The 15,293-nt window shown below is 35.2% G+C and carries 11 protein-coding genes and 3 pseudogenes; 3 read left to right on the forward strand and 11 right to left on the reverse strand.

Annotation, left to right across the window (positions count from 1 at the left end):
* Positions 1-42 precede the first annotated feature (42 nt).
* Positions 43-902 (forward strand): IS630 family transposase gene (locus tag AAGD93_RS00660; RefSeq protein ID WP_341819116.1). Its coding sequence is split into 2 segments (ribosomal slippage): positions 43-367 and positions 367-902, totalling 861 coding nucleotides; the frame shifts between segments, so codons are not numbered across the junction.
* Positions 903-931: 29 nt separating this feature from the next.
* On the opposite strand, the pseudogene AAGD93_RS00665 reads toward AAGD93_RS00660, so the two are convergent.
* The 4 genes and pseudogenes from AAGD93_RS00665 to AAGD93_RS00680 all read right to left on the reverse strand — a co-directional run.
* Positions 932-1,036 (reverse strand): annotated as a pseudogene (locus tag AAGD93_RS00665) (IS630 family transposase); the annotation flags it as partial.
* A 33-nt stretch (positions 1,037-1,069) separates the two neighbouring features.
* Entirely contained in the window at positions 1,070-2,032 is a 963-nt protein-coding gene (locus AAGD93_RS00670) for a transposase (protein ID WP_341819544.1), read from the reverse strand.
* Between the two features lie 334 nt (positions 2,033-2,366).
* The gene (locus AAGD93_RS00675) at positions 2,367-3,050 is read right to left on the reverse strand and encodes a hypothetical protein (RefSeq protein WP_250295878.1); all 684 of its coding nucleotides are present in this window, start codon (positions 3,048-3,050) and stop codon (positions 2,367-2,369) included.
* 23 nt (positions 3,051-3,073) lie between these two features.
* Positions 3,074-4,080: pseudogene (locus AAGD93_RS00680) on the reverse strand (IS110 family transposase).
* A 181-nt stretch (positions 4,081-4,261) separates the two neighbouring features.
* Here AAGD93_RS00680 and AAGD93_RS00685 point away from each other — a divergent pair.
* On the forward strand, positions 4,262-4,492 hold the full coding sequence (locus tag AAGD93_RS00685; protein WP_341819545.1) for a hypothetical protein: 231 nt from the start codon (positions 4,262-4,264) through the stop codon (positions 4,490-4,492).
* Here AAGD93_RS00685 and AAGD93_RS00690 read toward each other — a convergent pair.
* The 6 genes and pseudogenes from AAGD93_RS00690 to AAGD93_RS00715 form a co-directional block, all read right to left on the reverse strand.
* Positions 4,463-4,588 (reverse strand): hypothetical protein, encoded by a 126-nt coding sequence (locus AAGD93_RS00690; protein ID WP_259348838.1) that lies wholly within the window; start codon positions 4,586-4,588, stop codon positions 4,463-4,465. The two genes, AAGD93_RS00685 and AAGD93_RS00690, sit on opposite strands and share 30 nt — an antisense overlap.
* Before the next feature lie 514 nt (positions 4,589-5,102).
* Positions 5,103-5,960, reverse strand: coding sequence for a 4-hydroxybenzoate octaprenyltransferase (gene ubiA, locus AAGD93_RS00695; protein ID WP_341819546.1), 858 nt, complete (start codon positions 5,958-5,960; stop codon positions 5,103-5,105).
* Positions 5,961-5,963: 3 nt separating this feature from the next.
* Positions 5,964-6,362, reverse strand: a complete 399-nt coding sequence (locus tag AAGD93_RS00700) for a ribosome-binding factor A (RefSeq protein WP_006279769.1) — start codon at positions 6,360-6,362, stop codon at positions 5,964-5,966.
* A gap of 9 nt (positions 6,363-6,371) precedes the next feature.
* Complete coding sequence (infB, locus tag AAGD93_RS00705; RefSeq protein ID WP_341819547.1) at positions 6,372-8,696, reverse strand: translation initiation factor IF-2; 2,325 nt, start codon at positions 8,694-8,696, stop codon at positions 6,372-6,374.
* A 9-nt stretch (positions 8,697-8,705) separates the two neighbouring features.
* Positions 8,706-10,268: a transcription termination factor NusA gene (nusA, locus tag AAGD93_RS00710; RefSeq protein ID WP_341819548.1), complete on the reverse strand. Its 1,563-nt coding sequence runs from the start codon at positions 10,266-10,268 to the stop codon at positions 8,706-8,708.
* A gap of 88 nt (positions 10,269-10,356) precedes the next feature.
* Positions 10,357-13,431 (reverse strand): annotated as a pseudogene (locus AAGD93_RS00715) (efflux RND transporter permease subunit).
* Between the two features lie 175 nt (positions 13,432-13,606).
* On the opposite strand from AAGD93_RS00715, the gene AAGD93_RS00720 reads away from it, so the two are divergent.
* Complete coding sequence (locus AAGD93_RS00720; RefSeq protein WP_341819549.1) at positions 13,607-14,251, forward strand: hypothetical protein; 645 nt, start codon at positions 13,607-13,609, stop codon at positions 14,249-14,251.
* A 9-nt stretch (positions 14,252-14,260) separates the two neighbouring features.
* On the opposite strand, the gene AAGD93_RS00725 is transcribed toward AAGD93_RS00720, so the two are convergent.
* The gene (locus tag AAGD93_RS00725; protein ID WP_341819550.1) at positions 14,261-14,998 is read right to left on the reverse strand and encodes a glutamine synthetase; all 738 of its coding nucleotides are present in this window, start codon (positions 14,996-14,998) and stop codon (positions 14,261-14,263) included.
* Positions 14,999-15,293: the final 295 nt, after the last annotated feature.

The raw sequence follows: 15,293 nt of genomic DNA on the forward strand, positions 1-15,293 counted from the left end.
CGGATGTGATAGGATAAGGATAGATGATGATAAGGAGGTTGAATGCCAGCAGCATATAGTTATGATTTAAGAAAAAAAGCAATGGAAGTGCTAGACGAAGGAGAAAGCAGAGAAACAGTGGCAGCAAGATTTAAGATTGGACGAACTACTTTATGGGAGTGGCAGCAAAGAAGAAAAGAAACAGGAGACTTTCAATCAAAAAAACTTGGAAATGGGGGTTACAATCACAAAATTACCGACTGGGATACCTTTGCCAAATTTGCCAGAGAACACGGAGGAAAGACTCTATCGGAAATGGCTAAACTTTGGAACAACGTTAGTATCCAAACGATCTATCGAGCCCTTAAAAAAATTGGATTTACGCGCAAAAAAAGACATATGGATACAAGGAAAGAAACGAAGAAAAACGTGCTGAATTTTTGAAAATTATAGCGACAAAAGAACCTAAAAACTTAGTGTATATAGATGAGTCTGGCATTGATAACACCGAAGACTACCCCTACGGATATTGCCAGAAAGGACAGCGGTTTTATGCCTTAAAATCTGGAAAGAAAACTCAACGAATCAGTATGGTTGCAGCCTTAAGTGGAAGAAAGATAGTTGTTCCGTTAACCTTTGAAGGCCACTGTAATATGGATGTTTTTAATGGATGGTTTGAGCAATTTTTGACACCGATCTTGGAACCTGGACAGACTGTCATTCTTGACAATGCTACTTTTCATAAGTCTGATAAGATTATCGAGCTTGCTAAAGGGGTTGGTGCAGAAATTTTGTATCTGCCGCCTTATTCTCCAGATTTCAACAAAATTGAGCATCATTGGTTTGCTATAAAAAACAGAGCCAGGAAAAACATTCCTCTATTCGAATCCTTTCGTCGTGCTGTTGATTCTGCCTTCCTATGACCTGTTCGGACTATTATGAGAAATGCTATAGTTCGTCCAATCTTAAATCTTGCTGCCACTGTTTCTCTGCTTTCTCCTTCGTCTAGCGCTTCCATTCCTTTTTTTCTTAAATCATAACTATATGCTGCTGGCATTCAACCTCCTTATCATCATCTATCCTTATCCTATCACATCCGGACTTTTATGGAAAGAGCTATAACTGCTTCTTTAAGCCTTGCATTAGCAATCACTATTATTTTACGCATTAGAGCTGTTATAGCCACCATCTTTTTCTTACCACTTTCAATAAGCTTAGAATAAAAGGCACCAAGTGCAGATTTGGACCTTGCAGCAGCCATGGCAGCTGTAAAAAGCTTTGAACGAACGTTACTTCTTCCACCTATAATCCTTCGGTAGCCAATAGCTTTACCACTTTCCTTAGGATGAGGCGCAACACCTGCAAGGCTTGCAATTTGCCTTTTATTTAAAGAACCAAGTTCCGGTATGAGACACAATAAACATTGAGAGGTTTTTCTACCTATTCCAGGGACTGTTTCAAGAATTTTTTGGCATCGTTGCAATTCAGGATTTTCATTGACTATTTTTTGTATAGCTTGATCAAGCTTTTCTACCTGGTTGTTGAGGAATTCAATAGCTTGTTGACAACTTTCCTTAATGTAATCATTTCCAGGAGTTTTTAGCCTATTCTTCTCTTGAACAAGCATTTTCGTAATATCGTCACGACGCTGACAAAGTGCAAACAAGGTGGTTTGTTCTTTTGAGATAGGTGTAAATAGCTGCAGATGTCCACAACGCTCAGAACCATATTGGGCAAGCGCTTTTGCATCAAGACTGTCGGTCTTTGCCAAAGTTCCATGAGATAGAATGAAGTTTTTAACTTGACGAGTATTAGCACGATGCACAGCAATGTTTCTATCAATAAGAAAATACAATAAGCCAAGCTCATAACCTCCTGTAGCTTCTAAAATTACCATGGAGTTGGGCAAGATATTTGAAAATTTTTGGTAGAATTGTTTCCAACCAACACAACTATTGTCAAATTTGATGACACCTTTTTGTTCATTAACTGCAGTAACAAATTCAAGTTTTCCGATATCAATGCCAATAAAATTTTGATAAGATGTAACCATAAAGAACCTCGAGAGTTTAAGTTAAAATTTAAGATTGTAAACGGGTGCATATATATGTCCCAAACAACTATTCAAACGTCTCGAAGGATAGGCTTGAGTACCTTGATATCTACGTATGTTATAATATTACCGTCTTACGGTCGCTCAAGCCTGGCGATAACCACATTTTTATAGAGTTATCTTCCTTCTTGCTTCTTTTTATATCACATTTCCAACTTACAACCGTCTTGTACGTCAACAAAAAAGTTACAAGAACGTTGAATAATGAACTTAGATTTTGTTGATTCTTCTGATCGAAGTGTTTTTCTTTCAAAAAATAGACTATTGTCATATGTCAAAATGTTACAACAAAGGAAAAAGTTTCTCTTGTAGCTGCAGTTCTGATAAGCGGCACAGTGTGCTCTAAAACCAATAAAATCCCAGGATTTTCAATATCTTTAGGTTCAAAATATCTTCGCCCTGGTGGTAAGGCTTCTTTTACTTTGGTGCCAACCATAATTCCTAGCTCTCTGATCACTTGATTTGCTGCATCCGTGAAATCGAAGGTAAATTTAAGATATAAATTATTGGTTGGCATATTTGAAGATTTAAACCTTCCCGAAGGAGTTATAAGTTCTCCATTTTCATCACCTGTGCAAAAAAGGACTTCATCAACAATGCGTCTTCCAAGTTCATTAAGCAGCTTTGTAGAAGTAATGGGCTCTGCTGGTGTACTTCGAATATACTCTACAGTAACTGTACTGTCCGCTGTAATAGAGCTATTTTCAAGGCACTTAACAGTACCAGTATTGCTGTCAATCGTATAATCTATGCTTGGCTTATAGGTTGTTGAGCCTTGAAAGATTTTTACCTCTTTAACTGGGAAATGATCGAGCATTACTCTATTCTTAACAAAAGTTTTTTCTGCTCTGTGGCTACTCTCCCAATTTGAATTACCACTACCCCAAGCAAGATGTATAGGCTGTTCTTTTATACTTGCTGCTATTGCTGCTCTACCGGACTGTGTGAGTATTGACATACAAATTTTACATTTAATCTTTATCAAATAAACAAGCTTTCCATAGATAACTTTGTTTTGCGGTTTTTTATATGATCAGGATCAAAAGCCTTTTTTGAACTTAGGACACCAAAAATAATATGGAGTAACTTACGCATTGCAGCTCCCACAATAGCCATATTATGCTTACCTTTCTCTTTCAACCTTTCGCAAAAAGTCATAATAATAGGGTTATGATTCTTGGCTACTATAGCAGGAAAGTACATTGCCTTACGTAATGTTCGTGAACCAGTTTTACTTAATCTGGGCTTGGCATGTACAGATGAACCTGATGTTACATTTTTTGGTATAGTTCCTGCATATGCTGCCAATTGCCTGGCATTTATAAAGGCTTTTATATCAGGAATTTCAGCTAAAATAGCTACTGCTGATTCCTCTCCTATGCCTGGAATAGTCAGTAAGAGTTGAAAATCTTCCAACAACTCTTTGTGTTGCTTTAATAGTTCACGTATGGAGTTTTTTATTATTTCTATTTTTTGAGCTATATTCATTGCAACAAGCATTTGCAACTTCTTTAGGCAGTCTCTCTTTTTTTTCTAGGTGGTTATTTACTAATGTCAATTCATCTTTTAACGCAGCCGAACAACGATAAAGATGTCTTAATTTTTTCAGTTCAGGAGAAGCAACGAGCAGGTTCCTGTCTTTGGCAATAATCAGCAATAATTTCTGCATCGGTCTGATCATTCTTTTGTCTTACAAGCTTACTCCTCGCATAAGATTTAATACAATAAGGATTTACAACACTAACAAAATATCCAGAATTGTGTAGAAATTCAGCCAAAGCTTCGCTATAACAACCGGTAGCTTCCATGCAGGCTTTTACTTCTTCTACGTTATGCTTTTGTAGAAAACTCAGCAGACCTTGAAATCCATGATCATCATTTTTAAAACTCCTTTTTCTAGTTTCACGTTTTCCTTTTTTACTTATAAATGAGAGAAAAACATCAAAGCGATCTTTTGATACATCTATGCCCAGAAAGTTGTTGATCATATATAACCCCATACGTTACCATTAAAAATGAAAAGTAAGGCTAACCTTGTGAATACAGAATTAGAACCATTTAGGTTTTTCTACGATACCGTCCAGCCTATACCTTTGAGAAGGGAGCTCTTATCTACTTGACAGATTTTATATCTAAGCCCCATTACAGAGTGCTTCCCTTCTCCATCTAATGCTTAAGCTTAAAACATTAGATGCTTTTTACAAGATACAAGCCCCTATGATGTCATTCCAGTGCTCCTTTCTCGTCATCCGAGTAGCTGACACTGGGATCCAGAAAAAAGAATGGCGTCATGAAAGTAGCCTCCTTCTCCTGTCATTCCAGTGCTTGACACTGGAATCTAGTCTTTATTATGCAGCCACTTATTTAAAGTTAAGTTTTCTGGATCCCAGACTGGGATGACATCATCCTTTTTTGGGATTCCAGCGTCACGCGCTGGAATGACATCACAGGGGCACTGGAATGACACCTCTCTTGGGCTCTTTTAGCTATAAACATTAAGAAATTTACCAAGCGGAGAAAAAGGCAAAAGAAGCCCCGTGGTTGGCTAATTACTTACATTATACTTTCAAGTATGGCGTTTTTTTATTCTAAACGCTTAGTAACCGCGATTCATCTGCTTTTAAGCCGCAATTAACCTAAATTATAAACGTTAAGAAATTTACTGAGTGGAAAAAAAGGCAAAGAAACCCTAGGGTAGCTAGTATTCAAATTCTCCCTTGTCTATTTGACGTCTTTTACTGTCTTAAACGCTTTATAAGCGTGTTTCGGCTTGTATAGGTAGAAACCTAAAAGTTTTATAAAGACATGAGGTGCACATAGTGCAAAAAATTAAGCATGATTTACGCCAAATACATTAAGTTTTTTGTCATTAATCCACTGCAGAGATTGCGAAGATAAATAAATAGCTTCAGTTTCATGATAAGAGGGCTGGCGAAGGGTGTCAAGCAAGTTTTTCGTTTCTGCGAGTACCTGAGTTTATTGACTTCATTAGAGCCAAAACTCTTGAGACCTAGGTGATAATTCTATCTAAAAGGATGCCAAAAAAGATAAGCAACCCTACGTAGGAATTATTTTTAAATATGGACATGCATTGACTGGGATCTTCAGGATTGAAATTTTTGTATTGGCGGTGAAATATGAACCCTACAGCAAGTAGAGCAATATAAAAAATGTTATTTAATGATGATAAGATACCAGCATATAGCCACGTTATAAGAGATATTAAATAAAATCTTTTCAACCAAGATTTTGTTGTATCACCAAAATATAATGCGGTAGATTTCATTCCGAGTTTTTCATCATCTTTTTTATCTTGATGAGCGTATATGGTGTCATAGCTAAGTGTCCAGAAGACGCATCCTATATAAAACAGCAAGGATTCTATACTGATCTGGTTTGTTATTGCTGCTGAGCCCATGAGCGATCCCATATTGAAGGTAAACCCTAAGAACAATTGTGGCCACCAAACATACCGCTTTAATAAAGGGTAAGTAGCTATCATACACATTGAGATTATTCCAAGTATAAGTGTAGTTTTATTAGTTAATAATAAGATTACCAGGGCAATAGACAGTAACAGTGAAAGTAAAGCCAAAGCCTGCTTTATGTTTAATGCACCACTTGCAAGTGGCCTATATTTTGTTCGTTCAACGTGCGCATCTATTTTTCTATCGAAGATATCATTGATTATGCACCCTGCGGGTCTCATTAAAAATGCACCTATAGTAAACAAAACAAGGAGAAAAAGAGCCTGATATGATAGAGAAGTTGAGGCTAAAAGAATACCGCTCAAACTGGGAAATAGCACAAGCCACAAACCTGTTAAACTGTGCAACCTCATTAATGAAAAGTAATGGTTGAAATACATTAATTAAGTGTGATTATGTAATATTTTGCTTACATTAACAAAATTATCGAACGCTAAATCAGGCTTGAAAACTAACTCAGGTATAAATCGCAAATCAACATAACACAATATAGATTTACGTATTGACCATGCAGACTGGTTCATTTCATTAACAACAGTGTTAATATCACAATTATTCTCAGAAGGATCTCCAGTGCGTCTTTTTTCTGGATCTAAGTAGTCAGCTACTTGAATATTCAATGAAGATAACACAATATATACATCTGCTTTTTTCAAATCTTTACTTAATTTTACGTCAGATACCGCTACATTTTTATTGAACACCTTACCTTCCATTAGGACTCTTGATATCGCTCTATGCAATACCGATGCTATTTTTAGGTTTCTAATTTCCTTTTTCATATCCAGCTACTATAACACCCTTTCTTCTTGCACTAATTGATAAGCTTCTAAAATATCTCCAACTTTAATATCGATATTACCCTCTAGTGATACTCCGCATTCAAAGTTTACACCTACTTCTTTAACATCATCTTTAAATCTACGTAGTGCTTTTAACTTTCCTTCATGCACCAATTTGCCACCACGCATTACCTTAATTAAAGAATCTTTTCTTATGACTCCATCACTTACGTAACATCCAATGATATTACCAGCTTTAGATACGTTAAATATTTGCCTCACAGATGCAAAGCCAACACGAACCTCTCGTGTAACAGGCTTTAACATTTTAGTTAAATACATTCTCATGTCCTCAATGAGCTCGTATATTATGTTATAAGTATGTATTTCTACACCTTTTTGTTTTGCCAAGTCCCTTATTTTTGAGTCCACTTTTACATTAAAAGCTAAAATTACTGCACTTGATGCTTCTGCAAGCAGCACATCTGAATCTGTTATCCCTCCTACTGCTTTGTGTAGGATATTTAATTTCACTTGGTCTTTACCGAGTTTATCAATTGAACTTGATATTGCTTCAATAGAACCAGTTACATCGCACTTTAAAACTACAGATAGTTCTTCTGTTTCGCTGTTATTACGACTGAATATATCTAAATTATTGTCGCCCAAATCTTCTTTCTTTTTCTTGATCAACTCTAGCCTGTATTCAACAATTTCACGCGCCTGCTTTTCAGAATTTACAACAACAAATTTATCTCCAGCATTTGGTACACCATTTAGACCAGTAATTTCAATTGGAGCGGAGGGTAGTGCTGCTTTTTCTCTTTGACCAAGGTGATTAACCATACTACGTACTTTACTGTATGTTGTACCAACTACCAATATATCACCAACCTTTAACGTTCCTTCCTCAACTATCAACGTAGCTGATATTCCTTTCGCTTTATCTATTTTGGATTCTATTACCCATCCAAGTGCTCGACAATCTTCTATTGCTTCTAGCTTCATTAATTCAGCGATTAACAAAATCGTCTCTTCTAGTTTATCTAAATTAGTTTTCTTTTTTGCTGATACTGGCACAATCATAACATCACCACCAAGCCCTTCAGGGATGAGATCATATTGAGGCAAACTATTAATTATTTTTTCTACATCACCAGGCTCAGATTTATCAATTTTATTAATAGCAACTATAATGGAAACATTTGCTGCTTTTGCATGATTTATTGCTTCAACTGTTTGTTTCATGATTCCATCGTCAGCTGCAACTACTATTACAACTATATTAGTAATATTGGCACCACGTGCACGCATCGCAGTGAACGCTTCATGTCCTGGTGTATCAATAAAGGTAATTTTTTGCTTATCTTTTGTCGTTATTTGATAAGCACCTATGTGTTGAGTTATGCCACCTGACTCTCTTTCTGCAACATTAGATTCACGAAATGCATCGAGCAATGAGGTTTTACCATGATCGACGTGTCCCATAAAAGTGACGATTGGTGGTTTAGGTTTTTTAGGCAGGCTTTCTCTGCCTTCTATAAAAAATAAATCTTTTTCTCTGTTGGTATCGCTCACTCGTTTAGCCGTATGATTAAATTTTTCCACTATTTCACATGCTATATCTGGATCCACCAGATCATCTACTCTATAACTCTCACCGACTTCTTCTTTGAACATTTTTAGCACACTCTTGCTATCTTCTGCCATGCGAATAGATAACTCCCTGATAGTTATTTTGTCTGGTATAATAACTTCTCTTGATATATTTTTACCCTTAGTAAACTTTGACTTTCTACCTCTTATACCAAACCTTTGCTTAAATACAGGGGGTTGTTCAGTTTTTTCATCTATTGCCTGTGCAATTACCAGTTTAGAATGCTTAGAATATATATCTTTGTTGACTTTAAAAGACTTTTTATCGTTGTCCTCATGGTCAATACTATCTTCTTTTGGTTCAACTAAGTGGGTATTACTTAAAACTTGCTTATTTATTTCCTTAGATAAAGCGTCCGCTTCATTTTTCTCGTCAATCTCTTTATTGCTGTCTTCTTTTGCTGTTTTCTCTTTTTCTTCTCTCTGATTTCTTTCTTTCAGCAAAGCAGCATTCTGCACAGCATTAATGCGAAAAATTTGTTCTTTCTCTGTTAAAGAACATAATTTACTCTCGTCAAATAAATTATGTTCTTCTGCATCATGAGATTTTTTTCTTCTTTTTTTTACTACTGTAGCTCCAGTACTTGGGCTAGCTGAAGAGTTTAAATTGAGGTCTAATTTAAGCTTGCTTAAACCTTGGAGCGTTAATTTTTTATCACTGATATCTTCATTATTCATATTATTTTATTATATTAATCCAAGCTTTTTACGTGCTTCTATGATTATTGAATCTACTGTATCTTTTAGATCTTCTTTGCTATCGGATGAGGAAGAGAGTATGCTGCAAAACTCATAACTTGATAAATCTGCTATGTCCTCTAAAGTCTTAATATCATGCTTACTAAGAGCAATTTTATTGTCTATTGATAAAGTTAAATTGATTACATCATCCTCCATACCTAAACTTTTTAGCTCTTCTATTTTTCTATCATTTTCTGCTTTCAGGTACTTATTTGCTCTATTGTGAAGTTCGTTTGCAATATCTTCATTAAAGCCCTCTATTGAAGCAAGCTCTTTAATTGAAGCGCTAGATATGTCTTCTACACTTGAAAAACCTTCTGTTACCAATAGCTGACCCATAATCTCTTCTAAGTTTAAAGCTTCAGCAAATAAAGCTGAACATTGACTAAGTTCTTTACTTCGCCTTTCTGATTCTTGCTGAGTGCTTAATATCTCAATTTTCCATCCAACAAGCTCTGAAGCTAATCTTACATTCTGGCCCTTTTTTCCTATCGCTAAACTCAATTGATCTTCAGCAACTATTAACTCTATGCAATTTTCATTTTCATCAATAATAACCTTCGATACTTCTGCAGGAGTAATGGCTTTAATAACAAATTGACCCAAATCTGAGGAGTAATTTATAACGTCAATTTTTTCACCATTTAATTCGTGTATAATAGTTTTTATTCTATCTCCCTTAACTCCAACACAAGCACCTACTGGATCAATGTTCTTGTCGGGAGAGAAAACGGCAACCTTAGACCTTGAACCAGCATCTCTAGCTATACCTTTAATTGTCACTAATCCGTCAGCAATTTCTGGTATTTCTTGATTTAATAATGCCTCCAAAAAGCCTTCATGAGTCCTAGAAAGAATAATTTGACGTCCATCATCAGAGCGCTTAACAGTCTGTATGTAAGCTTTAACCTTATCACCTTCACGAAATGATTCACCACCAGTTAAATTTCGCAATGGAAGATATGCCCTCGTGCCATTTATGTCTATAATAAGATCTGAATATTCTACTTGTTTAACAATACCATACCTTATTTCTCCCACCTTATCTTTAAATTCCTCATATTGCTTTTTTGACTCTTCATCTTTAATTATTTGAGCAATTTTTTGCTGGGCAATTCTTGCTGAAGCAAGATCAGTGTTAAGAGAGAGTAATTCACTAACAGTATCTCCAATTTTTGCATCTTCTTTTATTAATTTAGCTTGTGTCAGCGTAATTGATTCATACTCAGTATTCTCTTCTCTATTTGATTCGTCATCAATAACTTTTAGTTTTCTGTATGAAGTAACTTTGCCTGTGTTTCTATCTATATTAACTACAATTTTACTTTTGCTACCATATTTTTGATAAGCCACTGCTTCTATAGCACTTTCTAGTGCCTTTATTACAACATCAAAATCTAAACCTTTTTGAAGTGAAAGCTCTCCTGCTGTTTTTATTACATCAAGGCTTCCAACTATGTTATTCTTGTTACTTTTCTGCTTAACACTGCTTTTACGATTAGCAATCATAATAAATAAATCCAATGTAATTAGTTATAATTATAGCTCCAACGGGCAAAGAACACTATCTTAAATGTTAAATGATTGCTAATTTAAGTCAAGTTTTTTCATGTCTTTGTATAACAAGCAACGCAGGAGTAAAGAATAAAGTTAAAACCGTTGCAACCAATATTCCACTTGCTATGGTTGTTGAAATGTCAACCCACCACTGGCTTGATGGAGCATCATATGTGATTTGTAGCGTAAAAAAATTGATATTTAACCTGGTAATCATCGGTATTAAACCAAGAACTGTGGTTGCAACGGTAAGCAATATTGGCCTAACGCGAGAAATTGCAGCGTTTATTACACATCGCTTGATGTCATTTTTGTGTACCTTAATTTGGTGATGAAAGGCATCAAGTAATAGTATGTTATTATTCACTATAATTCCCGCCAAAGCAATTATCCCCACTCCACACATAACAACTACGAAAACTTGTTGGATAAGAAAGAAAACAAAAAACACACATGTTGTGGATAAAAACACTGCTGTCATTACGATAAATGTATGGTATACATTATTAAACTGTGTCACTAATACCAATATCATTAGTGTAATCGCTAATATAAAAGCCTTTAACAAAAATGCTCCTGATTTTTGTTGATCTTCTTTGTCGCCTTTAAAATCAATTTTTACTCCCTTGTCCCAATCCTGGGCAATAGAATTCTGAATGAACTTTACTCTTTCATCAACAAGATAGCCAGTATCAACGTCAGCAGAGATTGTCACTGTGCGTAATCCATCAATCCTGTTTAGTTTGTTTACCTTTTTTTCGGGAGCATATTTTACTATATTGCTCATAGGATACGGGCCATTAACTGTATTGATAAAAAGATTGTCTATAATCTTCATGTTGCGATCCTTTCCAGGGAAACGGAGTACAATATCGATTTCTTCATCCGTGTTATTTGGTCTATATTTTCCAATCAACACTCCATTTGTAACCATCTTTATAAAATCGCCAATGGTTGCAACACTTACTTCAGAGCTTGTAGCCTTACTCTTATCAACACTCATATTCCACTCTATTTCAGGTGCTGATCTGCTATCTTGAATATTTATAAACCCGGATGAAGGTTGGTTCATAATTTCTAGAATTTTCTCTGCTGCTAAATTCAAACTGGATACACTCCCGCTGAGGTTAATTTGTATTGGCTTGTCAGCCGACGGTCCTGGCTTTTCCTCTTGAACATTAATTATTATTCCTTTCATGTCTTGCACACTGCTCCTTATATCATTTAGTATGTGCTTAGCTTTGCGCCTGAAGCGCCAATCCATAAGTTCTAGTTGTATTCTGGCGATAACGTTGTCTGAAAATGCTCCTGATCTAGCATAAGAAACATGAATTTCTTTTTCAATGCTCAAAATGCGTTCTTCCACTTCTTTGAGTATCAGATCTCGTTCTTTGGCTGATAAGCTTTCTTTTGCTTTAACACTGATTAAAATATTATCTGAATCCACTTTCGGAAAAAACTTTACTCCAGGACCAAAAGTAAAGTACAGCACACTAAATGAAAACAAAACGAATACAGTAGCACATACGAATTTTTTAGGATGATCCAAAACCTTCTCTAGCATGCGTACGTAAGCTCTTATTATAGGCCCAGCATTTTTTATTTCACCACTTTCTATAGCACTCATTTTTTTTATTTCTTTTTTTGAAGTTATCGAAGGCTTACCAAATATTGCACCAAGTGTTGGTATAAAAACCAAAGCCATAATGAGCGATCCAGTCAAAGTTAGAATTATTGTAATTGGTATGTACTGCATGAATTTACCAACAGTATCAGGCCAGAATAATAGAGGAAAAAACACTGCTAATTTAGTTAACGTTGATGATAGAACCGGATAAAACATATCACGAACTGAAGTGTAAAAAGCTTCTACTTTGTCCATTCCGCAGATCATCTTTCTATCGGCATATTCGCTGATCACAATTGCATCATCAACCAGCATGCCAACAGCCATAATTAAACTGAAGAGCACAACGATATTTAAGGTTATACCCATAAAGTAAAGAGCTATTATCCCAATGAGAAAGGAACCGGGTATCGAGAGTGCCACAAGAATAGCAATCCTTGTTCCCATAGAAAGCATCATTATGATCAATATTAACAACACAGCAAATATTATGCCGTTTTCCAAGTCATCAAGCACATCGCGGACGTTTTTTGACTGGTCGTTTAAGTACACCACTTTTAAATTTTCAGGTAATTGATCTTTTGCCTTATCCATTAAGTATTTTACTTGATTTACTGTGTCTATTATGTTTTTTCCGTTACGTTTTGAAATTTCTAGCACGACACTAGGTAATCCATTAATGCGAGCAAATCCTTGGTGATCCTAAAACCTAGGGTATACTTTTGCTATATCTTTGATTCTCAAAACTGCATCGCCTTGAGATCTAATAGGAATATTCATAATATCTTCTATATCTTTTAATAACCCTGATATTTTAATCGAATATTTACCGGTATCATTTTCCAGTGACCCAGCTCCCACTAGTCTGTTATTGCTTGATATAGCTTGGAATATTTCGTTTGATTGAATGTTATATTTTGTTAGAACTGTGGGCTCAACTATCACTTCCACTGTTTCTTTACGCATACCTGCCACTTCAACTTTGAGAACATTTGGCAGAGATTCTATTTCTTTCTTTAGCTTGCGTGCTATTTCAGTTAAGGCTCTTTCTGGCAAATTACCAATTAAGCCGACATTGAGTATCGGAAATAAGCTCAAGTTTATTTCATTGATTATCGGAGATTCCGCTTCAACAGGTAACTTCGATTTTATGTTTGAAAGCTTTGAACGAACATTATCGAGCACTTCTTTATTATCATACTCTGTTCCAAATTCGAGTATCATGTGAGCACCATCATTAGTTGCAAAAGCTCTCAATTCTCTTACACCTTCGATGGATCTTAGTTCATTTTCTATAGGAAGCACTAATAGCTTTTCACTATCTTGAGCAGAAATCCCAGGAAGTCCAACAAACACGCTGATTATAGGAATCTGTATATCAGGATTGCTTTCCCTTGGCATTTTTACATAAACGTATGAACCGAAGATAAAAATTACTATAAGTAATAATACCACCGCCCTGTTTCGCTCTATGAGTAAGCTCTGCATGTTGAATGTTAGCTGAATATGTGTGTTTGTACAATATTATAGTCGCGATACATTGCATATTAATTAATCCTTGTGTAGCTTTAAAACTTTATGCAAATAATTAAAATTTTCGCAAAATTGCAAGTATAAGAAAATTCCTGTATAATAATTCTAGAACAGTATTTGAGAGGTTATTATGGTGGCAATTCTAAATGTAACAAAGGGCAAAAATAAAGTTATTGTGTCTGGATTAGCTGGAGCTTTATCAGCTTTAATATTTTTAACAGCAATCCACATTGCCGCAAAGATAGCCATTATCGTTTCTGCCGCTGCAGTTACTTACTTATTACTTTCGCTGATTCATAAAATAAGAACTAAAGCTGAAATTACTCGTGTTTCAGGAGATAAAGTTTCAGAAGATGAAGGGTATAGCAGTGTTGATGAAGGTGAAGAAAAAGATACCGTAAAAGAACCAAAAAGAACTGAAACTGAGCTAGAAGAAGAATTAAAAAATAAAAGAGCAGAAGAAGAAATGAAAAATGGACTACCTAAACATATGGATTTCAAAGGTAATTCACTTTCTAAAAGCGCTGATACTAAAGATAGTCATTCCGTTTCTAGTGCTACAAATATTGTTATGGAACCTTTACCTAAACACATGGATGCGCTTGGTAATCCACTTTCTGAAAGACCAAGTGCAAATATTAGTATAGAATCTAAACCTGAGAGAAAACTATCTCCTGCAGAGTGGCTATTACAGTGCGGGAATGTAAATAATGATGTGAGGGAAGTGCTAAAACAGCCAATTATCCAACAGCCATTTAACGGGTTAGGGTTTTAGATGTAGTTGCTATATCAAACTCTCCATCTTATATTGAGGATCAGATGCAATGCCATACACTCTATTTGGCGGAGCAATTTTGTTCTCTATACCAAAAACTATACCTTCAATTATTGCTGTGAGTACTTTTTCAAGGTTACAATCTGCTCCAGGAACACGGTGCTCTAGGCGGCATCTTTTGGAATCGTTGCCAAAATAGGGAATTCTTATCGCAGCAGTTCTGTTATTTACCCCCCAACTAATCGTAGTTGGAGTGTGAATATCCGGGTACTGAAATCTTAAATATGAATCATCATTTGGAGCGAAAAACAACATATGTTTTTTCATCATTGCATATAATCCACCAATACTGTGAATCAGATAGTCACTGTACTTTTGCTCATTGATATAAAATAAGTTATCGTTATTTGAATTCACGAGATTAACATGCACATTTAATGCACTGCCTGCTCTATCCAAATAGGGCTTTGCTTTAAAAGAAATATTCCCACCTAGTTTTTGTGCTGTTTCAGTAAGTGATTGTTTTGCTAACTCAAAATGCTTAATTAAATTGTCGGAGTTCGTATAACAACCACTTTTTATCTCATACTGATGTGTAGAATTCTCCTTCTCGCAAGAAAATTCAAGAGATGCTATTTTATTTTTGATGCTATTCAGAAATAAGTATTCTTTTTCTATTCCTTCAATGTAAAACTCTAGTTCAATACCGAATACAGCATAACAACTCAAATTACTTAATATAATCATAAATTTGCTTCAGTAAATCTATATTTATATGAATACTTTACTTATTTGCCAGTAAATTTAACATCTTATTTATACATAATGTATTACTGTTTTTAATAGCATGCTTCTAATCCTCGATACAAGCGACATTTACAAATTTTTCATTTTTTTGAAATAAAAATGATCAATTTTAATGTTTTTATACCCTTTACAACCCATCAAAAAATCACCATAATTTTTAGTGTGTATTAAGTAGTATTAGCTTTTCATTTTGCAGTAAGCTATTGATTATCTTATGTTTTTCTAATTATTGCTT

This window comes from Wolbachia endosymbiont (group A) of Brachyopa scutellaris, from assembly GCF_964026995.1.
Lineage (GTDB): Bacteria > Pseudomonadota > Alphaproteobacteria > Rickettsiales > Anaplasmataceae > Wolbachia > Wolbachia pipientis.

Coding starts and splice junctions, on each gene's coding strand:
- AAGD93_RS00670 (WP_341819544.1), bottom strand. CDS start 2,032: ATGGTTACATCTTATCAAAATTTTATTGGCATTGATATCGGAAAACTT.
- AAGD93_RS00675 (WP_250295878.1), bottom strand. CDS start 3,050: ATGTCAATACTCACACAGTCCGGTAGAGCAGCAATAGCAGCAAGTATA.
- AAGD93_RS00685 (WP_341819545.1), top strand. CDS start 4,262: ATGCTTAAGCTTAAAACATTAGATGCTTTTTACAAGATACAAGCCCCT.
- AAGD93_RS00690 (WP_259348838.1), bottom strand. CDS start 4,588: ATGTTTATAGCTAAAAGAGCCCAAGAGAGGTGTCATTCCAGTGCCCCT.
- ubiA (WP_341819546.1), bottom strand. CDS start 5,960: ATGTATTTCAACCATTACTTTTCATTAATGAGGTTGCACAGTTTAACA.
- AAGD93_RS00700 (WP_006279769.1), bottom strand. CDS start 6,362: ATGAAAAAGGAAATTAGAAACCTAAAAATAGCATCGGTATTGCATAGA.
- infB (WP_341819547.1), bottom strand. CDS start 8,696: ATGAATAATGAAGATATCAGTGATAAAAAATTAACGCTCCAAGGTTTA.
- nusA (WP_341819548.1), bottom strand. CDS start 10,268: ATGATTGCTAATCGTAAAAGCAGTGTTAAGCAGAAAAGTAACAAGAAT.
- AAGD93_RS00720 (WP_341819549.1), top strand. CDS start 13,607: ATGGTGGCAATTCTAAATGTAACAAAGGGCAAAAATAAAGTTATTGTG.
- AAGD93_RS00725 (WP_341819550.1), bottom strand. CDS start 14,998: ATGATTATATTAAGTAATTTGAGTTGTTATGCTGTATTCGGTATTGAA.